Consider the following 18,513-nt stretch of genomic DNA (forward strand, 5'->3'; position numbering starts at 1 on the left):
CCCCCCAAATCAATATCGAATTCCGGCCAGCGTGGTTTAACGGGGCGCCTTGGATCAAGATCAAAAACAGAGCAAGAGCAAGAGCAAGAGCCAGAGCAAGAGCAAGAGCAGCGAGTCAGGGCAGTCAGTTGTGTAGACACCTATGCTCCTCTGGGGCAAATCCCCGACGGGGTCTTCAAGATCAACACCGCTATTCACTTGCCTTCAATCCCCATCCCCCTGAAGCTATGCCCATTCAGGAGCCCTCGCATGAACCTCGAACACCTCACCGAACGCTTGCACCGCATTCGCGATACCAATGATTGGAAGCAGTTCCATAGTCCGAAAAACCTGGCCATGGCCGCCAGTGTGGAAATGGCCGAACTGGTTGAGATTTTCCAATGGCTGACCGAAGACCAGTCGCGCCAATTGCCGGCCGATAAACTCGCTCACGCCGGCCAGGAAGTCGGCGATATCGTGCTGTACCTGCTATTGCTGTGCAGTGAGCTGGGCCTGGACATGAACGAAGTGGTACGTGCCAAACTGGCCGACAGCGAACGGCGGTTTGCCCATGAGTGATCGGCATTTCGACCAGTTGGCCACGCGCTTCGCCGAGAAGATTTATGGCGGCGCCAAGGGCGCGATTCGCCTGGCGGTGTTGCAGGCCGATCTCACCGAGGCTTTGCCGGATCGCCCATTGCGCGTGCTGGATATCGGCGCGGGGTTGGGGCATATGTCGTTGTGGCTGGCCGAGCGCGGCCATGAGGTGACCCTGGCCGAACCCGCCGAGCCCATGCTCGAAGGCGCGCGCCAGCGTTTCGCCGAAGCGGGGCAGCGCGCCACCTTCATCCATGCGCCCTGGCAAGATTTGCTCGGCCAGCTCACCGAACCCTACGACCTGGTGCTGTGCCACGCCGTGCTGGAATGGCTGGCCGAACCCCAAGCGATCCTGCCGGCGCTGCACCAATTGACGCGGCCCGACGGCTGGCTGTCCCTGGCGTTCTACAACCGCGATGCGCTGATTTACCGCAACCTGCTCAAGGGCCATTTCCGCAAGATGCGCAAGAACGATATGGCCGGCGAAAAGCAGAGCCTCACGCCGCAACAGCCGCTGGACCCTCGGGAATTGGCGGCGCAACTCGAGGGGCTTTGGCAGGTCGAAAGCCAAAGTGGCGTACGCGTGTTCCACGACTTTATGCCGGTGGAATTCCAGGCGCGCGCCGAGCTGCAGGATCTTCTGGAGATGGAACTCGCTCACCGTCGTCACCCAAGCTTCGCCGGACTTGGGCGTTATTTGCACTGGGTTTGCCGTCCGGTTTAAGCGGCCCAGTCTGCGGAGGTCGAAATGCGTCGTCTCTGTTTGATCCTGTTGTCTCTTGGGCTGGGGGCCTGCTCCAGCCCGAACCCTTACGTGGCCGCGTCGGCGCCGATGCCGCCGGCTCCGGCTCAAGCGGCCAAGACCTTTGATGCCAGCGCATACCCGGCGCCGGCGCGCGACTATGGCGCCTATCGCAACTGGGCCTGGCGCAACGGGCAACTGCCGGCCGGCACCGCCTGGGCGGATTCGGCCCAGGTGGCCGAAGCGGTCAGCGCTGCGCTGGACCAGCGCGGCCTGCGCCCCTTGCATGACAACCGCGCGCCCGATCTGTTGGTGAGCGCCGACGTGCGGCTGGAGAGGCGCTTGCGGCAAGTCCAGGATGACTATGGCTACGGTTATGGCGGCTACAACCGCTATGGCAATGGCTACGGCATGTACAACTCGGTGCCGGTGGTGCGCACCTATGAAGTGCAGGTCGTGGTGGTGCGGGTCAATCTGTTCGACGCCCGCAGCGGCCAGCCGGTGTGGAGCGCCAGTGCGGAAACGGGCAGCCAGGGAAGCCTCAGTGAGCGCGCCGATGCGTTGCGCCAGGCGGTGCAGAAGGCAATGACGGCGTATCCTCCGAGTTAACCGCTATTCTCATGTAAAGCCTGGACCGATCATCGGAGAACTACCATGTTTCGTCGTATCGCTACGCTTGCTTTTGTGCTGCTGCTGGGCGGTTGCCAGACTAACCAGATCAACCACGATTATGATGCCAGCCGTGACTTCGGCGCCTACCGTAACTGGGCCTGGAAAGACCCGGCCCTGCAATACCGCCCGGATGATCCGCGTATCAAGAGCGACCTCACCGAGCAGCGCATCCGCCAGGCCGTGGGCGAGCAGCTTGACCAGCGCGGCCTGCGCCCCGCAGCGCCGGGCACCAGGGGCGACCTGAAAGTGCAGGCTTACCTGATCGTCGAAGACCGTCAGCAACAAGTCACCACCAACTATGGCGGCGCCTGGGGCGGGCCGTGGAATGGCTACTGGGGTGCGCCGATGTACAACGAAACGCGCAACATCACCTACAAAGTGGCGACCCTCCAGATCGACCTTCTCGACGGCAAGGACGGCAAGCTGGTATGGCGTGGCAGTGACGAACAGATCATGGCCAGTTCGCCGAACCCACAGGACCGCAGCAACGCCATCCGCAGCACCGTGGCCAGAATCCTCGCCAACTACCCGCCGCGCTGACCTTGTGGGAAGGGCACACCTCGCCTGAGCGAGGTACCGAGTGGCGGGGCGGGAGCGTTTGCTTACTTTTGCGCTTTAAAAAAATGAGCCGCTGTAAAGGCGGAACCCATAGCGGCCGTTACCCAAGCAAGGGATATCTACTCGGACCAGCCGGCCATCCTGGTCGGCTGTCAGGTCGCCACGGGAGCAAGCTCCCTCGCCACAGGTTCAGTGCCGTGCCCACAGTTGTGTCCAGCCGTTGGGGGGCAGTTCAGTTGCGTGGATACCTATGCTGCGATTGCACCACCTCGCTACTACACCGAGTTGCAAGCGCGTGGCTCTCTTCACAGCTGGTAACTGAAACTCAGCGTATACCGCAGCCGCCGGTTGAAGCTGTCCAAAGCGACGCCCGACATCGGCTTGGCGGCTTGCAGGGCAATGTTGTAGTACTTGTTGTCGCCAAAACGCACGCCCACCGCCGCCGAGAACATGTCGCTGGCTTTGACCGGCAGGTCGTTGAATCAGGTCTTGGCGCGATCGAGTACCCCGTAGGGTTGCAACACCTTCACCCAGTCGTCGGTGCGGTTGAGGCGGTAGTTGACCTCATACGCCATGCCCCAACCCTTGTCGCCCGAGCCTTGGTCGTCGGGGTGGCCACGGTCGAAGTTCTGCCCGCCAAATGTGGCGCGTTCGCTATCGAGCAGGGTGTTGTTGCTCCAGTAGAGCGCGCCCGAGAGCACGCCTTGCCAGTTGCCGAAAAACGTTTCGCTCTGCACGCCGGAGAGGGCAGGCGCAAGAAGCCGAGGTCGGGTTTTGCCACGTCCAGGTCACTGCGGGCCTTTTTGGCGCCCAAGCCGTCGATACCGTGATACAGGCCGCCGCTGAGGATGTGTAACTGCTGCGCATCGGCCTTGCGCCAGTCGCCCTCGAAGGCCAGGGCGCGCAGGTTGGAATTGGTATCGAAGCGCAGCGGGTAGCCACCTTGGTTGTTTCAAACGGTCGCTATTTCTTCGGATAGCGCTACGTTTTTCCGTGGTTATCACAGACCCGCGCCAGCTTTCTCTCAATGCCCAACTTGGTATTAATGATTTATATACATGCGGGCTTATTCGACCTCAAACGCTAATACAAAAGGTATAGGTTTTATCAGGCCGGGTATTTATGGACTTTAAATCAATGCGTTAAATGAAACAGCGGGCCTCGGCGGGCCCGCTATCACTTCGGATGTATAAATACAATTAATCGATGTGCTTCAGGCAATCGGGCGCCATGTCCCGAGCATATGCTGTATGCCACCAGCGCCGTTCAATAAGAACTCGCCGCTTGAACCGGCGCCGCTGGTCATGAGTGTCACTTCGCTGGGCAGGCGAACGGGCTTCTTGAACTCAACTTCGATATCGATATTGGCGACCGGCAATTGCCCGTCCAGTGCAGCGAGCGTGCGGGCTTTGTTCCACAACCCATGAGCGATGGCCTGCGGGAAGCCGAACAGCCTTGCCGTCAGTGCGCTGAGATGAATCGGGTTGTAATCCCCGGACACGCGGGCATAGCGGCGACCGATATCGACCGGGGCTTTCCAGCGGGTGAACTCGTTAAGGGGCGCGTCGACGAACAACGCGTGTTCCACGCCTTCACCCTCAAGCTTTACACCCCGGCATAACATTGTGCTTTCAGCTTCCCAGAGCAGCCCCAGCGCGTCCTCGACCACGGTTACCACATCGAAGGTCGCACCCTTGGCGTGCGGCTGGAGGTTGCACGTATACACCCCGACCGTCAGCTCACTGACACTGCCCAACGGCCGATGAATACGAATGCGGTTGCTCAGGTGGATCAACCCCAGCAAGGGAAACGCAAACGCCTTGTCGGTCAGCAGTTGCATCTGCAGGCCGAACGCGAGGATATGCGGATAAGTCGCCGGCAGCATTGGGCTGTCGGCAAAACCGCAGACCTTGCGGTACGCCGCCACAGCCTTGGGATCGACGCGCACCTGGCAGCGCAAGCCGTGTTCGGGCAGTGCGCTGCCGGTGATCTTGCGCTTGAGCGCCGCACGCCAGTACAGCGGCGGTAGAAACGGCGTGCTGTCCACTATCTGCCATTGCATATTCACGCTCCCAGAAGGCTTTGCCCACACACCCGCAGCGCCTGGCCGCTGACGGCGCCCGACCCCGGCTGGCTCAGCCAGGCCACGGCCTCGGCCACGTCTTGCGGCACACCGCCCTGGCCCAGCGAACTCATGCGCCGCCCAGCCTCACGCAGGGCAAACGGGATATGCGCGGTCATCTGGGTTTCGATAAAACCGGGGGCGACGGCATTGATGCTGATCCCCCGCGTTTGCAATAGCGGTGCCCAGGCCTGGGCCAACCCGATCAGCCCGGCCTTGCTCGCGGCATAGTTGGTTTGCCCGCGATTGCCGGCGATGCCGCTGATGGAGGCCAGCAGCACCACGCGGGCATTGTCGTGCAGGGTGCCGCTGTCTAGCAGCGCCTTGGTCAGCACCTGCGGAGCATTGAGGTTGACGGCGAGCACGGCGTCCCAATATTCCGGGGTCATGTTGGCCAGGGTCTTGTCGCGGGTGATACCGGCGTTGTGCACCAGAATATCGAGCCCGTCCGGCAGGCGTTCGACCAACTGGCCGGCGGCGTCTTCGGCGCAAATATCCAACATGAGGGTGCGTGCGTTCAAGCGTGCGGCCAGGGCTTCGAGGTCGGCCTTGGCTTGGGGCACATCCAGCAGGGTCACCTCGGCGCCATCGCGCACCAGGGTTTCGGCGATGGATGCGCCAATACCACGGGCCGCGCCGGTCACCAGTGCCTTGCGCCCGGCCAATGGGCGCGTCCAGTCTTCGACCGGCGTGGCGCAGGCCTGGAGGCGAATCACCTGCCCTGAGATATAGGCGCTCTTGGGTGACAGGAAAAACCGCAACGCACCTTCCAACTGGTCTTCGGCTCCCTCGCCGACGTACAGCAACTGCACCACACCGCCGCTGCGCAGCTCTTTGGCCAGGGAGCGGCTGAAGCCTTCGAGGGCGTGCTGGGCGCTGGCGGCGAACGGGTCGCTGAGGCTTTCCGGCGCCCGGCCAAGAATCACCAGGTGTGCGCTGTGAGCGAGGTTCTTCAGCAAGGGCTGGAAAAATTCGCGTAGCTGCTTGAGTGGGTCGGTGTGTTGCAAGGCGCTGGCGTCGAACACCACCGCCTTGAGCTTGGGACCGTGCCCGGGAATCCACGCCGGCGCGTCCAGCGCTTCGGCGCCGTAGCTGTATAGGGCATCGGTGAGTTTGTTGGCAAACGGCAAGACGTTAGCCGCCAGCGCGCCGCCGCCCAGCAGCAGCGCACCTTCCACCGGGCGCAGGCGCCCGGCTTGCCAACGTTCCAGGCGTACCGGTGACGGCAGGCCAAGGGCGGCGACCAGGCGATGGCCGAGGCTGGAGTTGGCGAAGTCGATATAACGGTCAGACATGGAACGCTCTCCGAAGGCTGGGGTTCAAAGGGTTGACCATCCCAGGGTAGCAGTCGTTCGACTAGGCTCAGTGATCAAGCCCATAACAGACAGAGGGAGCTTTCCATGACTCAATTGCGCCGTGTGGCGATCATTGGCGGTAATCGCATTCCTTTCGCCCGCTCCAATGGCCCATACGCCACGGCAAGTAACCAGGCGATGCTCACCGCCGCCCTGGAAGGCCTGATCGAACGTTTCAACCTGCACGGCCTGCGCATCGGCGAGGTGGCGGCCGGCGCGGTGCTCAAGCATTCGCGCGACTTCAACCTCACACGTGAATGCGTGCTGGGCTCGCGCCTGTCGCCGCAAACCCCGGCTTACGACGTGCAGCAGGCTTGCGGCACCGGGCTGGAGGCGGCATTGCTGGTAGCCAACAAGATTGCTCTGGGCCAGATCGAATGCGGCATTGCCGGCGGGGTGGACACCACCTCCGATGCGCCGATCGGCGTCAATGAGGGGCTGCGCAAGATTTTGCTGCATGCCAACCGAAGCAAGTCCATGGCGGATAAGCTTAAAGTTCTGTTACAACTCCGCCCGCATCACCTCAAGCCGCAGCTGCCGCGCAACGGTGAACCGCGCACCGGGTTGTCCATGGGCCAGCACTGCGAGCTGATGGCGCAGACTTGGCAGATCCCCCGTGCCGAGCAGGACCAGCTCGCCCTTGAGAGCCATCAGAAAATGGCCGCCGCCTATGCCGAAGGCTGGCACAACGATTTGCTGACACCGTTCCTGGGCCTCACCCGCGACAACAACCTGCGCCCTGACCTGACGCTGGAAAAACTCGCCGCGCTCAAGCCCGCGTTCGAGCGCAGTGAAAAGGGCACGCTCACCGCCGGCAACTCGACGCCGCTCACCGACGGTGCCTCGCTGGTGCTGCTGGGCAGTGAGGAATGGGCCAAGGCGCGTGGCCTGCCGATCCTTGCGTATTTGCGCGATGGCGAAGCGGCGGCGGTGGATTTCGTCAACGGTGCCGAAGGCCTGCTGATGGCGCCGGTGTACGCCGTACCGCGTTTGTTGGCGAGGAATGGCCTGACGCTGCAGGACTTCGATTACTACGAAATCCACGAAGCGTTCGCGGCTCAGGTGTTGTGCACGCTCAAGGCCTGGGAAGATGCGCATTACTGCAAGACGCGCCTGGGCCTGGATGCGCCGCTGGGCGCCATCGACCGCAGCCGTCTCAACGTCAAGGGCAGTTCCCTGGCCGCCGGCCACCCGTTTGCCGCGACCGGCGGGCGCATTGTCGCCAACCTCGCCAAGTTGCTGGATGCGGCGGGTAAAGGGCGTGGCTTGATTTCGATCTGTGCGGCGGGGGGCCAGGGTGTTACGGCGATTATCGAGCGCTGATTATCAGGAAAATTGGCCTATTGAATGCATTCTGAAGGCGTCAGAGGTCGGTAGCCTCTCCCACCGGCGCGCTGATTGCCGTATAACGAGTGCCACACGCGTGTTTGGTTATACAGGACCCACAATAAAAGCTGATGAAGACTCCTAAACGCATTGAACCCCTGATCGAAGACGGTCTGGTCGACGAAGTGCTGCGCCCACTCATGAGTGGTAAAGAAGCAGCTGTTTATGTGGTGCGCTGCGGCAACGAATTGCGTTGCGCCAAGGTTTACAAGGAGGCGAATAAACGAAGTTTTCGTCAGGCGTCCGAATACCAGGAAGGCCGCAAGGTCCGTAACAGCCGTCAGGCCCGGGCCATGGCCAAGGGTTCCAAGTTCGGCAAGAAAGAAACCGAAGATGCCTGGCAGAACGCCGAAGTGGCGGCGTTGTTCCGGCTGGCCGGTGCGGGCGTTCGCGTGCCCAAGCCCTACGACTTCCTCGAAGGCGTGCTGTTGATGGAGCTGGTGGCCGACGAGTACGGCGACGCTGCGCCGCGTCTGAACGATGTGACACTGGAGCCGGACCAGGCGCGTGAATATCACGCCTTCCTGATCTCGCAGATCGTGCTGATGCTGTGTACCGGGTTGGTGCACGGCGATCTGTCCGAGTTCAACGTACTGCTTACGCCGACCGGGCCGGTGATCATCGACCTGCCCCAGGCGGTTGATGCGGCGGGCAACAACCACGCGTTCAACATGCTGGTGCGAGACGTGGGCAACATGGCTTCCTACTTCGGGCGCTTTGCCCCGGAGCTGAAGGCCACCAAGTACGCCAAGGAAATGTGGGCGCTGTACGAAGCCGGCACTTTGCACCCCGCCAGTGTTTTGACCGGTGAGTTCGACGAACCGGAAGAGCTGGCGGACGTGGGCGGTGTGATCCGCGAGATCGAAGCGGCGCGGCTGGATGAAGAGCGCAAGCAAGCGGTTCGCGCCGCGGATGATGCGCCACCCTCCAAGACAGCCGAGGAACCGCCGCCGCCTTGGATGCAGTAACCCCAGGCGACGCGCTTTAGTGGGGAGCTGGCTTGCCTGCGATGCAGCCGCTTCGGTGTAACGACTACACCGAGGGGGTTGCATTCAGAAGCCGTTATCTGAACAACGGATAGGCACTCGGACCAGCTCAGCCTTCTGGTCGGCTGTCAGGCCGTCACGGGAGCAAGCTTCCTCGCCACAGGGTGAGCGCCGCCGGCATGGTTTTGTGTACCTCTATCAGGCGCCGCAACTGCCCGCCGCCAACTCCTTGAGAATCGGGCAGTCCGGCCGATCATCGCCCTGGCAGTGCTCCACCAGGTCCTGCAACGTATCGCGCAGTTGCTCAAACTCGCGAATCTTCTGATTCAGCTCATCGACATGCCGGCGCGCCAAGGCTTTCACGTCGGCGCTCGCGCGCTGGCGGTCCTGCCACAAGGTCAGCAGTTTGCCGACTTCTTCCAGCGAGAAGCCCAGGTCGCGTGAGCGTTTGATAAACGCCAGGGTGTGCAGGTCGTCGGCGCCATAGACGCGATAGCCGCTGTCGGTGCGGTGGGCTGCCTTGAGCAGGCCGATGGCTTCGTAGTAGCGAATCATCTTCGCGCTCAGCCCGCTTTGGCGCGCGGCTTGGCCGATATTCATGGGCGTTGGTCCTCCACGTCCTTAGGTTTCCAGGTTTTCAACAGCAGCGCATTGCTCACCACACTGACACTGGACAACGCCATCGCCGCGCCTGCCAGCACCGGATTGAGCAGGCCGAAGGCCGCCAGGGGAATGCCGATCAAGTTATACACAAAGGCCCAGAACAGGTTCTGGCGGATTTTCGCATAGGTCTTGCGGCTGATCTCCAGGGCCGCCGGCACCAGGCGTGGGTCGCCGCGCATCAGGGTGATGCCGGCGGCATGCATGGCCACGTCGGTGCCGCCGCCCATGGCGATGCCGATATCGGCCGCGGCCAGGGCCGGTGCGTCGTTGATGCCGTCGCCGACCATGGCCACCACCCCGGTTTTTTTCAGCGCGGTCACGGTGGCGGCTTTGTCGGCGGGCAGCACTTCGGCGTGTACATCATCAATGCCCAGCGCCTCTGCGACCACCCGCGCACTGCCGCGATTGTCGCCGGTGAGCAGGTGGGTGCTGATGTGCCGCGCCTTGAGTTGCTGCACGGTCTGCAGTGCGCCTGGCTTGAGCGTGTCGCCAAAAGCGAACAGCCCGAGCACGCGGGGGTGTGCGCCTTGTTCGATCAGCCAGGACAGGGTGCGACCTTCGGCTTCCCATTCAATCGCGCGCTGACTCAACTGGCCTGCGTCAAGGCCGGTTTCTTCCAGCAGGCGCCGATTACCCAGGGCCAGTTGCCGGCCGTCAAGGGTGCCGGCAATGCCGCGTCCGGTCAGGGACTGGCTGGCGCTGACATCGGCCACGTTCAGTCCCTGTTCGTTACAGGCATCCAGCACGGCCTTGGCCAGCGGGTGTTCGCTGCCGCGCTGCAAGGCCCCCGCCTGTTGCAGCAGTAACGATTCGTCGCCGTCCACCGCCACCAGATGGGCGATCTTCGACGCGCCGGAGGTGAGAGTACCGGTCTTGTCGAACACCACGGCGCTCACTGCATGGGCACGCTCCAGGGCTTCGGCATCCTTGATCAGAATGCCGTGGCGCGCGGCGACGCCGGTGCCGGCCATGATCGCCGTCGGGGTCGCCAGGCCCAGGGCGCAAGGGCAGGCGATCACCAATACCGCGACCGCATTGATGATTGCGCTTTCCAGCGGAGCGCCGTACAGCCACCAGCCCGCCAGGGTGAGCACCGCCAGCACCAGCACTGCCGGGACGAATACCTGGCTGACTTTATCCACCAGTTTCTGGATCGGTGCCTTGGCGGCCTGGGCGTCTTCGACCAGTTGGATGATGCGGGCCAGCACGCTTTGCGCCCCCAGGGCCTGGGTACGCACCAACAGACGGCCTTCGCCGTTGATCGCGCCGCCGGTGACCTTGTCGCCCGGTTGTTTGGGCACCGGCAGGCTTTCGCCGCTGATCAGCGCTTCATCGGCATGGCTTTGGCCGTCGACGACTTCGCCGTCCACCGGGAAGCGTTCGCCCGGCTTGACCCGTACCAGGTCACCCAGCTTAAGCGTGTTGATGGCGACCTCTTCCTCGCGGCCCTCCAGCACGCGGACCGCCCGTTCGGGGCGCAAGGCTTCGAGGGCGCGAATGGCGCTGGCGGTTTGGCGCTTGGCGCGGCTCTCCAGGTATTTACCCAGCAGCACCAGTGCGATCACCACGGCCGAGGCTTCGAAATACAAGTGCGGAGCGGGCTTTGTGAGCCATTGATAAACGCTCAAGCCGTAACCGGCGCTGGTGCCGATCGCCACCAACAGGTCCATATTGCCCGCACCGGCGCGCACGGCTTTCCACGCCGCGCTGTAAAAGCGCGCACCGAGGATCAATTGCACCGGCGTCGCCAGGGCGAACTGTACCCAGGCGGGAAGCATCCAGTGCAGGCCGAAGGGTTCCACCAGCATCGGCAACACCAGCGGCAAGGCCAGCATGATCGCCAGCATCAGCGACCAGCGTTCGCGATGCAGGCGTCGGGCTTGATCGGCCTGGGTGGCGGTTTCGTTCTGCGGCAGGGTGGCGGTGTAGCCGGCTTTGTCGACGGCGGCGATCAGGACGCCGGGGTCCATCTGGCCGAGTACTTCAACGTGAGCACGTTCGTTGGCCAGGTTGACGCTGACACGCTGCACCCCCGGCACCTTGCCCAGCGCACGCTCCACACGGCCGGCGCAACTGGCACAGGTCATGCCGCCGATGGGCAGGTCAAAGGTGGTGGTTCCATTCATGGGGCAGTCCTCCGGAAGACGTTGCCCCTAGGATCAACCTTGACCTGTGGGTAAGGTCAAGGGCCTTTAATATTCCAACTTGGCGGTGGTGAGGTATATGCCGTTCGGGCCTTGGGCGATACGCAGTTTGCGCACATCCCCGGCTTTGAGCGTGATGTTTTGTGCCGGCGGTGCCAGCAGGCCCGGCAGGCAGCCCGGGGACTGGCCCGGCAGCAACTTGAGGCGCAACGACACATCGCCCGGCGTCAAGTTGAAGGAGGTGGATTGCTCCTGAAACAGGCGCCCGGCCAACTGGTCCTGTATGTACAGGCCGATCTCACAGTTGGTCGGCACTTCCAGACGCTCGCGGGAAATGATCAGCACCGCATAGTCTTCAGCGGCGGGCGCAACGGCAGAAAAACTCATCAGGCCGGCAAGGGCAAAAATCGACCAGCGCATGGCGAATGCTCCGTGGTTCACATCTATTGAAGCTGAAGCTTGGCCGACGTCGCCACCGAATACCAGCCCGGCCGTTTTTTACGAAACTTGACCTTGCCATCATGGCAAGGTCGAGACTGCGTTCAACCTCATCAAAGGAGTCATGTCATGCAAGTATTCAACGTTGAAGGAATGACCTGCGGCCATTGCGTTCGGGCGGTGACCCAGGCGGTGCAGAGCCAGGATGCAAACGCCGAGGTTCAGGTGGACCTTGCGACGAAGCAAGTCAGCGTGCAGAGCCAACTGGACCGTAAAGTGATTGAGGCGTTGATTATTGAAGAAGGCTACAACGTCGTCTGATTTTTAATAGTTAGCGAGCTATCTTAATGTTCAAGGCACCCAAGCGCGGCTAGACTGTCGGGCTGCCGACTCACTTGGGTGCCTGATGAACCTTCGCATAATTCTTATCCTTGGCGCTTTGAGCGCCTTCGCGCCGTTGGCGATCGACTTTTACCTGCCGGGCTTCCCGGCGATGGCGACCGCCTTTGCAACCGACGAAAAACACATCCAGCTGACCCTGGCGGTGTATTTCGGCGGGCTGGCCATCGGCCAATTGATCTATGGCCCGCTGGCCGACCGCTTCGGCCGGCGCGTGCCGCTGCTCAGCGGCGTCACGCTGTTCACCCTCGCGTCCTTCGCTTGTGCGTATGCGCCGTCTTTGGAATGGCTGATCGGCGCGCGCTTCGTGCAGGCCCTCGGCGGTTGCGCGGGCATGGTGATCTCGCGGGCGGTGGTGAGTGACAAATGCGATGCCGTGGGCTCGGCCAAGGTGTATTCGCAATTGATGTTGGTGACGGGCCTGGCGCCTATCCTCGCGCCGTTGGCGGGCGGGTTGATGGTCGGGTTGTGGGGCTGGCAGTCGATTTTCCTGGCGCTGTCGCTGTTCAGCGTGATGGCCGCTATTGCTGTGGCGGTGGGCTTGCCGGAAACCTTTCCGGCGCATCAGCCGCGCCAGCCGTTGTCCGGCTCGCTGCGCCGCTACGGCGCGCTGTTGTCAGACCGGGTGTACCTCGGCTACGCCTTGACCGGCGGCATCTCGATTGCCGGGATGTTTGCCTATATTGCCGGTTCACCGTTCGTGTTCATCAAGCTGTATGGCGTGCCTGCCGAGCATTACGGCTGGCTGTTTGGCTCCAACGCCGCCGGTTTTATCCTGGTGGCGCAATTGAATGCGCGGTTACTGGCCAAGCGTGGCCCGGCGTTTTTGCTTTCGCGTACGGTGTGGGTTTACGTCGCGGCGGCGTTGACCCTGTTGGGGATTGCAGCGCTGCGCACCGACGCCCTGTGGCCGTTGCTGGTGCCGCTGTTTATTTGTATCGCCAGCCTGGGCTGCATTTTGCCTAACACCTCGGCGTGCGCTATGAATGGGCAAGGCGCACGCGCCGGCAGCGCGTCGGCGTTGCTCGGCTGCATTCAGTTCGGCGTGGCGGCGGGGGCAGCATCGTTGGTTGGCGTGTTGCACGACGGCACGGCGATGCCGATGGCGATGGTCATCAGCCTGTGCGGTGTGCTGGCGGTGACGATTGCGATGTCGACCCTGCGCCTGCAGCGGGCCAGGGCCGCACAGGCGCAAGTCTGACGGGGCGATCAGCCGGCGGCGCGTTGCTGGCTGAGTGGAAAACGGTGGGGGGCCTGGATGCGGGCTTGCAAGGTGTCGACAAAGGCACGGGCCTCGGCCTCGGTGTGGAAAATAATCGACCTTTGGTCCAGGCGGACCTCCCACTGGGATTTTGCTAACGCTTTTATCAGGATCTTCATTGCTGACTTCCTCACGTAAAAGAATCGTGGCAAAGGCGGCCAATATAAACCCGTATGCGCTCACAGGTATGACAAGCGTCAACTCTCGGACTAATGGTGTCGTCCATTGCCTACGTGAGTAACAGACGACACTGACAGCCGTTTTTTAGAACCCTTCCAACACGATCTTGCCCTTGGCCTTGCCGCTTTCCAGCAGTGCGTGGGCACGCCGCAGGTTCGCTGCATTGATCACGCCGAAGTGCTCGCCCAGGGTGGTTTTCAAGGTGCCGGCGTCGATCAGTTCCGCCACGCGGTTGAGCAGGTTGTGCTGCTCGATCATGTCCGGCGTCTCAAACATCGAGCGGGTGTACATGAACTCCCAATGCAGCGACAAGCTCTTGCGCTTGAGCTTGCTGACGTCCAGCGCCTTGGGGTCGTCGATCAGCGCCAGCTTGCCTTGAGGCTGCAGGGCTTCTACCAGTTGATCCAGGTGATGGTCGGTCTGGGTCAGGCTGGCGACGTGGGTCACTTGCGGGTGGCCGGCGTGTTTCAGTGCTTCGCTCAGCGGCTGGCTATGGTCGATCACCAGGTCGGCGCCAAGGGCCTTGGCCCATTCCTGAGTCTCCGGGCGCGAGGCGGTGCCGATGACCTTCAGCGCGGTGAGCTGGCTCGCCAGTTGGGTCAGGATCGAACCCACGCCGCCCGCTGCGCCGACGATCAACAGGCTCTGGCCCTGGTCTGTTTTGCCTTCAGGTATCTGCAGGCGCTCGAACAGCAGTTCCCAGGCCGTGATGGCGGTCAATGGCAGCGCGGCGGCTTCGGCAAACCCCAGGCTTTGGGGCATATGGCCGACGATGCGTTCATCCACGGTGTGCAATTGGCTGTTGCCCCCCGGCCGAACCAGGGAACCGGCGTAGAACACTTTGTCACCGGCCTTGAACAGTGTCACTTCGCTGCCGACCGCCTTGACCACACCGGCCACGTCCCAGCCGAGCACCTTGGCGGCGCCGTTTTCCGGGGCGACGTTCTGGCGCACCTTGGTGTCCACCGGGTTGACCGAGATGGCTTTGACTTCCACCAGCAGGTCACGCGGCCCGGCGACGGGTTCGGGCAGTTCGACGTCTTGCAGGGCGTTCACGTCGCTGATGGGCAGGGAGCTGTAATAGGCGATGGCTTTCATGATTTCTCCGGGTAATGGGCGCGTGGTCAGGCGAGAAACTTCAGGCGCTTGAGTTCGACGTGTTCAAGCACGTCGGCGGCCTTGGTCCGAAAGTTCTGGATATGCGCGCTCTGGTCGTGATCGGCCAGGGCCGCCTCATCGCTCCAACGCTCGAGCATGTAGAAGGTCTCGGGGTGTTGCAGATCCTGGTGCAGGTCGTACTGCTCACAACCGGCTTCCAGGCGAGTCGGTTCGAGCAGACCGCGCAGCAGGGGTTCCAGGGTGGCCTGTTGGCCGGGCTTGGCAATAAGCGTGGCGATGACGTTAAAGGCAGCAGACATATCAACTCCAGGTCGATAAGGAATGGGTTGGCCAGATGATTGGCTATTTCCAGCGCAGATAAAAGCGGCTAAAACAGAGGGCTGTTTCAATAAAAAATTGATAATCGGCGGAATTACATGCTGCGCTTTGATGATTTGCAGTTATTTGTTCGGGCGGCGGACCTGGGCAGCTTGTCGGCCGCCGCACGGGTGATGGACTTGTCCCCGGCAGTGGCCAGCGCCGCGTTGAAGCGCATAGAACAGCAACTGGGCACGCGCCTGCTGGCCCGCTCCACCCGCAGCCTGCGCTTGACCGCCGAAGGTGAGGGATTTCTCACGTACGCCCGCGCCGCGTTGGCTTCACTGGATGAAGGGCGGCGCTTGTTAGCCAGTGGGCAGGACCATGTCAGCGGCATGCTGCAACTGTCGGCGCCTTCGGATTTCGGTCGCAATCAGCTGTTGCCCTGGCTGGATGAATTCCAGCGTGAATACCCGCAGCTGAGCGTGCGCCTGTTGCTGGGTGATCGCATTGCCGACCTGTTCCGTCAGCCGGTGGACATCGCCTTGCGTTATGGCGAACCCGAGGACTCCAGCCTGGTTGCGCTGCCCATCGCCCCGGAGAATGTCCGGGTGCTGTGCGCTGCGCCCGATTATCTGGCCCGCCACGGCGAGCCGCGCCACCTCGAACAACTGGCTCAGCATAATTGCTTGCTGTATATGCTCGCTGGCCGCGTGCATGACCATTGGCGTTTTTACGACGGCAAGCGTGAAGTCAGCCTGACCGTCACCGGGGATCGCGTCAGTGACGACGCCGACGTGGTGCGCCGCTGGGCGGTGGCGGGTGTCGGCATTGCCTACAAATCCTGGCTGGATGTGAGCACCGACGTGGTGGCTGGGCGGTTGCGCCTGATCCTGCCGGAACTGCGCGGTGAGCGTACGCCGCTTAACTTGCTGTGCGCGCACCGCGCGCAATTGAGCAAACCCGTCAACTTGCTGCGGGAAATGCTCGTGGCCCGTTGTGCGACATTGACGGCGCAAAGGGCGGAGCGGTTCGCCGCGAAGTAACGGCCTCCAGCAAAGCAGGAAACTTCACTCAAACGCTGTCCCTGTCCAGGCTGTAAGACGTCATGGAACCGGCTGTTTTGGCCCTTATACTTTGGCGCCAACCGCAGCAGAAAACGGTTCAACAGGGAGTCGAGAGATGGAACAGGCACCATGTATCAGTCATATCGCCAGCTTGCTTGCCGAGCCCAAGCGCACCGCAATGCTTTGGGCATTGATGGACGGTTCGGCGAAATCTTCAGAGGAATTGGCGACGCTCGCCGGGCTGTCGCCGGCGTCGGCCAATGCCCATTTGGCGCGACTGACCGGCAGCGGCCTGCTGCGGGTCGAGGCGCGACGGGGCAAGCGGCTGTTTCGCGTGGCGGCTGCGGATGTCAGCGCCGCCATCGATGCGCTGGCAACCACCACCATGGCCAGCGTGGGGCGCAGCACGCGGGATGCCCAGCCACCCGCCTTGGCGGCACCGCCGCTGTTGCGTCGCGCCCGCTTGTGCCGTGACCACCTCGGCGGCGAACTGGCCGCCGGCCTGTACCAACGGATGACGGAGGCAGGTTGGATCCAGCGCTACGAGCAACGCACCGAAGTCACAGTCAAGGGCACCCGGCATTTGGCGGAGCTGGGCATTTTTATCCAGGCATTCTCGTCGCCATTGGTCTGCGACTGTTTCGACTGGAGCCAGCAGCAACCGCATGTGGGCGGTGCGCTCGGCGCAGGATTGTTGCAACTGTTTCTGCAGTCGAGTTGGGTCAGTGCGATCGACGAATCCCAGGCCTTGTCTGTCAGCGACGCTGGGGTTATGGAAATCAACCGGCTGGTCACCGTGCAGGAGCGTCGCTCTTAGTTTTGGTCAGGTCGCATCCAGCAATCGCTGGTGCAGACGATGCCGCACACTCTTGAAGAGGACTTTTCAGACTAGAGGTACGGCATGGGGATGCAGGGCTATAGCGCAGCAGAGCGGCTGGAACGGTTGCCCATCAGCGGTTACCACCGGGTCATCTTCATCATCATTGCCCTGGCGTTTTTCTTCGACTCCATGGACCTGGCGATGATGACTTTTCTACTGGGTTCGATCAAAACAGAGTTCGGCCTGAGTACGGCCCAAGCCGGGTTGCTGGCCAGCTCGAGCTTTTTCGGCATGGTGCTCGGTGCATCGCTCTCCGGAATGCTCGCCGATCGCTTCGGGCGCAAGCCGGTGTTTCAGTGGAGCATCGTGTTGTGGGGCGTCGCCAGCTACTTGTGCTCCACGGCGCAGACAGTCGAGGCGCTGACGCTGTTTCGCATCCTGCTGGGCATTGGCATGGGCATGGAGTTTCCGATCGCCCAGTCGATGTTGTCGGAGCTGATTCCGGCAAAGGGACGCGGGCGGTATATCGCGCTGATGGATGGTTTTTGGCCGCTGGGGTTTGTAGCGGCCGGGGTGTTGTCTTATTTCCTGCTGCCGGTGGTGGGCTGGCGCGACATCTTCCTGGTGTTGGCGGTGCCGGCGGTATTCGTGCTGGCCATCCGGTTTTTTATCCCGGAGTCGCCGCGTTGGCTGGAACAGGCCGGGCGTCACGAGGCGGCCGACAAGGTGTTGCTCGGGATTGAGCAGAAGGTGCGCGACTCCCTCGGGGGCGTCGACTTGCCCGAGCCCGTTGCGTTGCCGCGGGTGCCGAGTACGCCAGGCAATTTCTTCTCGGCCTTCCAGCAGTTGTGGTCGGCCCAGTACCGTCAGCGCACCCTGATGATCTGGAGCGTATGGTTCTTTGCTCTGCTCGGGTTCTACGGACTCACCTCGTGGTTGAGTGCGTTGTTGCAGCAATCAGGCTTCGCCGTGACTCAGTCGGTGTATTACACGGTGATCATTTCCCTGGGCGGGATCCCGGGTTTCCTGATGGCCGCGTGGCTGGTCGAGCGTTGGGGCCGTAAGCCGGTGTGTGTGGTGACGTTGCTGGGTGGCGGGGTGATGGCGTTTTTGTATGGGCAGAGCGCGGTGTTTGGCGGCAACGTCGGGTTGCTGATTACGTCCGGGCTGTTGATGCAGTTCTTTCTATTCGGAATGTGGGCGGTGTTGTACACCTATACGCCTGAGCTGTATCCCACCTCGGCGCGCGCGACCGGGTCCGGGTTTGCGTCGGCGATTGGTCGAGTGGGGTCGTTGCTGGGGCCGCTGGTGACCGGGTTGGTGTTTCCGATAACCGGGCAGGGCGGGGTATTCGCCCTGGGCGCGTTGTGTTTCGCGGTGGCGGCGCTGGTGGTGTGGGTGTTCGGGATGGAGACCAAAGGCAAGACTCTGGAAGAACTCACCCAGGCTTGAGTTGGCGGGATCAATGTGGGAGCGGGCTTGCCATAATGCCGGTCAGTTAAGCGCTAAAGCAGAAAAACCTGCGACCTGTGGCGAGGGAGCTTGCTCCCGTTGGGCCGCGAAGCGACCCCAGAAAATGGGACTGCTGGGGAGTATCAGTTTTTTTGTGTTCGGGCTGGTTAGGGCCTGCCGTCAGGCAGGCCGTTGTTTTACCAGCTCGGTCTGGTAAATCGGTCTCCGTACAGGATCGCAAATTGATTCATTGCCACTTTCCAGTCGTGTGCCGCA

General features: G+C 62.2%; 19 protein-coding genes and 1 pseudogene. 11 read left to right on the top strand and 9 right to left on the bottom strand.

Features of this window, described 5'->3' with window-relative positions:
- The first annotated feature begins 249 nt into the window (after positions 1–249).
- The 4 genes from Q1V60_RS14455 to Q1V60_RS14470 are packed head-to-tail and all read left to right on the top strand — an operon-like array spanning position 250 to position 2,530.
- Entirely contained in the window at positions 250–558 is a 309-nt protein-coding gene (locus tag Q1V60_RS14455; protein WP_003188211.1) for a MazG-like family protein, read from the top strand.
- Positions 551–1,300, top strand: coding sequence for a methyltransferase (locus Q1V60_RS14460; RefSeq protein WP_300631458.1), 750 nt, complete (start codon positions 551–553; stop codon positions 1,298–1,300). Before Q1V60_RS14455 ends, Q1V60_RS14460 begins: the two co-directional genes overlap by 8 nt.
- 24 nt (positions 1,301–1,324) lie before the next feature.
- On the top strand, positions 1,325–1,927 hold the full coding sequence (locus Q1V60_RS14465; RefSeq protein ID WP_300631460.1) for a DUF4136 domain-containing protein: 603 nt from the start codon (positions 1,325–1,327) through the stop codon (positions 1,925–1,927).
- A 45-nt stretch (positions 1,928–1,972) separates the two neighbouring features.
- On the top strand, positions 1,973–2,530 hold the full coding sequence (locus Q1V60_RS14470) for a DUF4136 domain-containing protein (protein WP_300631462.1): 558 nt from the start codon (positions 1,973–1,975) through the stop codon (positions 2,528–2,530).
- A gap of 323 nt (positions 2,531–2,853) precedes the next feature.
- Here the strand turns inward: Q1V60_RS14470 and Q1V60_RS14475 are convergent.
- The 3 genes and pseudogenes from Q1V60_RS14475 to Q1V60_RS14485 all read right to left on the bottom strand — a co-directional run.
- Positions 2,854–3,488: pseudogene (locus tag Q1V60_RS14475) on the bottom strand (ShlB/FhaC/HecB family hemolysin secretion/activation protein); the annotation flags it as partial.
- A 273-nt stretch (positions 3,489–3,761) separates the two neighbouring features.
- Positions 3,762–4,610, bottom strand: coding sequence for a MaoC/PaaZ C-terminal domain-containing protein (locus Q1V60_RS14480; RefSeq protein WP_300631464.1), 849 nt, complete (start codon positions 4,608–4,610; stop codon positions 3,762–3,764).
- A 2-nt stretch (positions 4,611–4,612) separates the two neighbouring features.
- Positions 4,613–5,965: a 3-oxoacyl-ACP reductase gene (locus Q1V60_RS14485; RefSeq protein ID WP_300631466.1), complete on the bottom strand. Its 1,353-nt coding sequence runs from the start codon at positions 5,963–5,965 to the stop codon at positions 4,613–4,615.
- Between the two features lie 105 nt (positions 5,966–6,070).
- Between Q1V60_RS14485 and Q1V60_RS14490 the strand changes: the two genes are divergently transcribed.
- Together Q1V60_RS14490 and Q1V60_RS14495 are read left to right on the top strand one after the other, a co-directional pair.
- On the top strand, positions 6,071–7,348 hold the full coding sequence (locus Q1V60_RS14490; protein ID WP_300631468.1) for an acetyl-CoA C-acetyltransferase: 1,278 nt from the start codon (positions 6,071–6,073) through the stop codon (positions 7,346–7,348).
- Between the two features lie 134 nt (positions 7,349–7,482).
- Positions 7,483–8,379: a PA4780 family RIO1-like protein kinase gene (locus Q1V60_RS14495; protein WP_300631470.1), complete on the top strand. Its 897-nt coding sequence runs from the start codon at positions 7,483–7,485 to the stop codon at positions 8,377–8,379.
- Positions 8,380–8,595: 216 nt separating this feature from the next.
- On the opposite strand, the gene cueR is transcribed toward Q1V60_RS14495, so the two are convergent.
- From cueR to Q1V60_RS14510, 3 genes are all read right to left on the bottom strand, one after another.
- On the bottom strand, positions 8,596–8,997 hold the full coding sequence (cueR, locus tag Q1V60_RS14500; RefSeq protein WP_300631472.1) for a Cu(I)-responsive transcriptional regulator: 402 nt from the start codon (positions 8,995–8,997) through the stop codon (positions 8,596–8,598).
- On the bottom strand, positions 8,994–11,186 hold the full coding sequence (locus Q1V60_RS14505) for a heavy metal translocating P-type ATPase (protein WP_300631474.1): 2,193 nt from the start codon (positions 11,184–11,186) through the stop codon (positions 8,994–8,996). The genes cueR and Q1V60_RS14505 overlap by 4 nt, the downstream gene beginning before the upstream one ends.
- 66 nt (positions 11,187–11,252) lie before the next feature.
- On the bottom strand, positions 11,253–11,624 hold the full coding sequence (locus Q1V60_RS14510; RefSeq protein WP_300631476.1) for a hypothetical protein: 372 nt from the start codon (positions 11,622–11,624) through the stop codon (positions 11,253–11,255).
- 147 nt (positions 11,625–11,771) lie between these two features.
- Here Q1V60_RS14510 and Q1V60_RS14515 point away from each other — a divergent pair, with 147 nt between their 5' ends.
- Both Q1V60_RS14515 and Q1V60_RS14520 read left to right on the top strand, forming a co-directional pair.
- Entirely contained in the window at positions 11,772–11,963 is a 192-nt protein-coding gene (locus Q1V60_RS14515; RefSeq protein WP_300631478.1) for a cation transporter, read from the top strand.
- An 85-nt stretch (positions 11,964–12,048) separates the two neighbouring features.
- Complete coding sequence (locus Q1V60_RS14520) at positions 12,049–13,242, top strand: multidrug effflux MFS transporter (protein WP_300631480.1); 1,194 nt, start codon at positions 12,049–12,051, stop codon at positions 13,240–13,242.
- A gap of 8 nt (positions 13,243–13,250) precedes the next feature.
- On the opposite strand, the gene Q1V60_RS14525 is transcribed toward Q1V60_RS14520, so the two are convergent.
- The 3 genes from Q1V60_RS14525 to Q1V60_RS14535 form a co-directional block, all read right to left on the bottom strand.
- Positions 13,251–13,421, bottom strand: coding sequence for a hypothetical protein (locus tag Q1V60_RS14525; protein WP_300631482.1), 171 nt, complete (start codon positions 13,419–13,421; stop codon positions 13,251–13,253).
- A gap of 145 nt (positions 13,422–13,566) precedes the next feature.
- A complete protein-coding gene (locus Q1V60_RS14530; RefSeq protein ID WP_300631484.1) occupies positions 13,567–14,580 on the bottom strand; it encodes a zinc-binding alcohol dehydrogenase family protein in 1,014 nt (337 codons plus the stop codon).
- 26 nt (positions 14,581–14,606) lie between these two features.
- Complete coding sequence (locus tag Q1V60_RS14535) at positions 14,607–14,900, bottom strand: putative quinol monooxygenase (protein ID WP_300631486.1); 294 nt, start codon at positions 14,898–14,900, stop codon at positions 14,607–14,609.
- 117 nt (positions 14,901–15,017) lie between these two features.
- Here Q1V60_RS14535 and Q1V60_RS14540 point away from each other — a divergent pair, with 117 nt between their 5' ends.
- From Q1V60_RS14540 to Q1V60_RS14550, 3 genes are all read left to right on the top strand, one after another.
- On the top strand, positions 15,018–15,944 hold the full coding sequence (locus tag Q1V60_RS14540) for a LysR family transcriptional regulator (RefSeq protein ID WP_300631488.1): 927 nt from the start codon (positions 15,018–15,020) through the stop codon (positions 15,942–15,944).
- A 136-nt stretch (positions 15,945–16,080) separates the two neighbouring features.
- Entirely contained in the window at positions 16,081–16,782 is a 702-nt protein-coding gene (locus Q1V60_RS14545; RefSeq protein WP_300631490.1) for a helix-turn-helix transcriptional regulator, read from the top strand.
- A gap of 84 nt (positions 16,783–16,866) precedes the next feature.
- On the top strand, positions 16,867–18,237 hold the full coding sequence (locus Q1V60_RS14550) for an MFS transporter (protein ID WP_300631492.1): 1,371 nt from the start codon (positions 16,867–16,869) through the stop codon (positions 18,235–18,237).
- Positions 18,238–18,513 lie beyond the last annotated feature (276 nt).

It is taken from the genome of Pseudomonas sp., assembly GCF_030147005.1.
Classification (GTDB): Bacteria; Pseudomonadota; Gammaproteobacteria; order Pseudomonadales; family Pseudomonadaceae; genus Aquipseudomonas.

Coding starts and splice junctions, on each gene's coding strand:
- Q1V60_RS14455 (WP_003188211.1), top strand. CDS start 250: ATGAACCTCGAACACCTCACCGAACGCTTGCACCGCATTCGCGATACC.
- Q1V60_RS14460 (WP_300631458.1), top strand. CDS start 551: ATGAGTGATCGGCATTTCGACCAGTTGGCCACGCGCTTCGCCGAGAAG.
- Q1V60_RS14465 (WP_300631460.1), top strand. CDS start 1,325: ATGCGTCGTCTCTGTTTGATCCTGTTGTCTCTTGGGCTGGGGGCCTGC.
- Q1V60_RS14470 (WP_300631462.1), top strand. CDS start 1,973: ATGTTTCGTCGTATCGCTACGCTTGCTTTTGTGCTGCTGCTGGGCGGT.
- Q1V60_RS14480 (WP_300631464.1), bottom strand. CDS start 4,610: ATGCAATGGCAGATAGTGGACAGCACGCCGTTTCTACCGCCGCTGTAC.
- Q1V60_RS14485 (WP_300631466.1), bottom strand. CDS start 5,965: ATGTCTGACCGTTATATCGACTTCGCCAACTCCAGCCTCGGCCATCGC.
- Q1V60_RS14490 (WP_300631468.1), top strand. CDS start 6,071: ATGACTCAATTGCGCCGTGTGGCGATCATTGGCGGTAATCGCATTCCT.
- Q1V60_RS14495 (WP_300631470.1), top strand. CDS start 7,483: ATGAAGACTCCTAAACGCATTGAACCCCTGATCGAAGACGGTCTGGTC.
- cueR (WP_300631472.1), bottom strand. CDS start 8,997: ATGAATATCGGCCAAGCCGCGCGCCAAAGCGGGCTGAGCGCGAAGATG.
- Q1V60_RS14505 (WP_300631474.1), bottom strand. CDS start 11,186: ATGAATGGAACCACCACCTTTGACCTGCCCATCGGCGGCATGACCTGT.
- Q1V60_RS14510 (WP_300631476.1), bottom strand. CDS start 11,624: ATGCGCTGGTCGATTTTTGCCCTTGCCGGCCTGATGAGTTTTTCTGCC.
- Q1V60_RS14515 (WP_300631478.1), top strand. CDS start 11,772: ATGCAAGTATTCAACGTTGAAGGAATGACCTGCGGCCATTGCGTTCGG.
- Q1V60_RS14520 (WP_300631480.1), top strand. CDS start 12,049: ATGAACCTTCGCATAATTCTTATCCTTGGCGCTTTGAGCGCCTTCGCG.
- Q1V60_RS14525 (WP_300631482.1), bottom strand. CDS start 13,421: ATGAAGATCCTGATAAAAGCGTTAGCAAAATCCCAGTGGGAGGTCCGC.
- Q1V60_RS14530 (WP_300631484.1), bottom strand. CDS start 14,580: ATGAAAGCCATCGCCTATTACAGCTCCCTGCCCATCAGCGACGTGAAC.
- Q1V60_RS14535 (WP_300631486.1), bottom strand. CDS start 14,900: ATGTCTGCTGCCTTTAACGTCATCGCCACGCTTATTGCCAAGCCCGGC.
- Q1V60_RS14540 (WP_300631488.1), top strand. CDS start 15,018: ATGCTGCGCTTTGATGATTTGCAGTTATTTGTTCGGGCGGCGGACCTG.
- Q1V60_RS14545 (WP_300631490.1), top strand. CDS start 16,081: ATGGAACAGGCACCATGTATCAGTCATATCGCCAGCTTGCTTGCCGAG.
- Q1V60_RS14550 (WP_300631492.1), top strand. CDS start 16,867: ATGGGGATGCAGGGCTATAGCGCAGCAGAGCGGCTGGAACGGTTGCCC.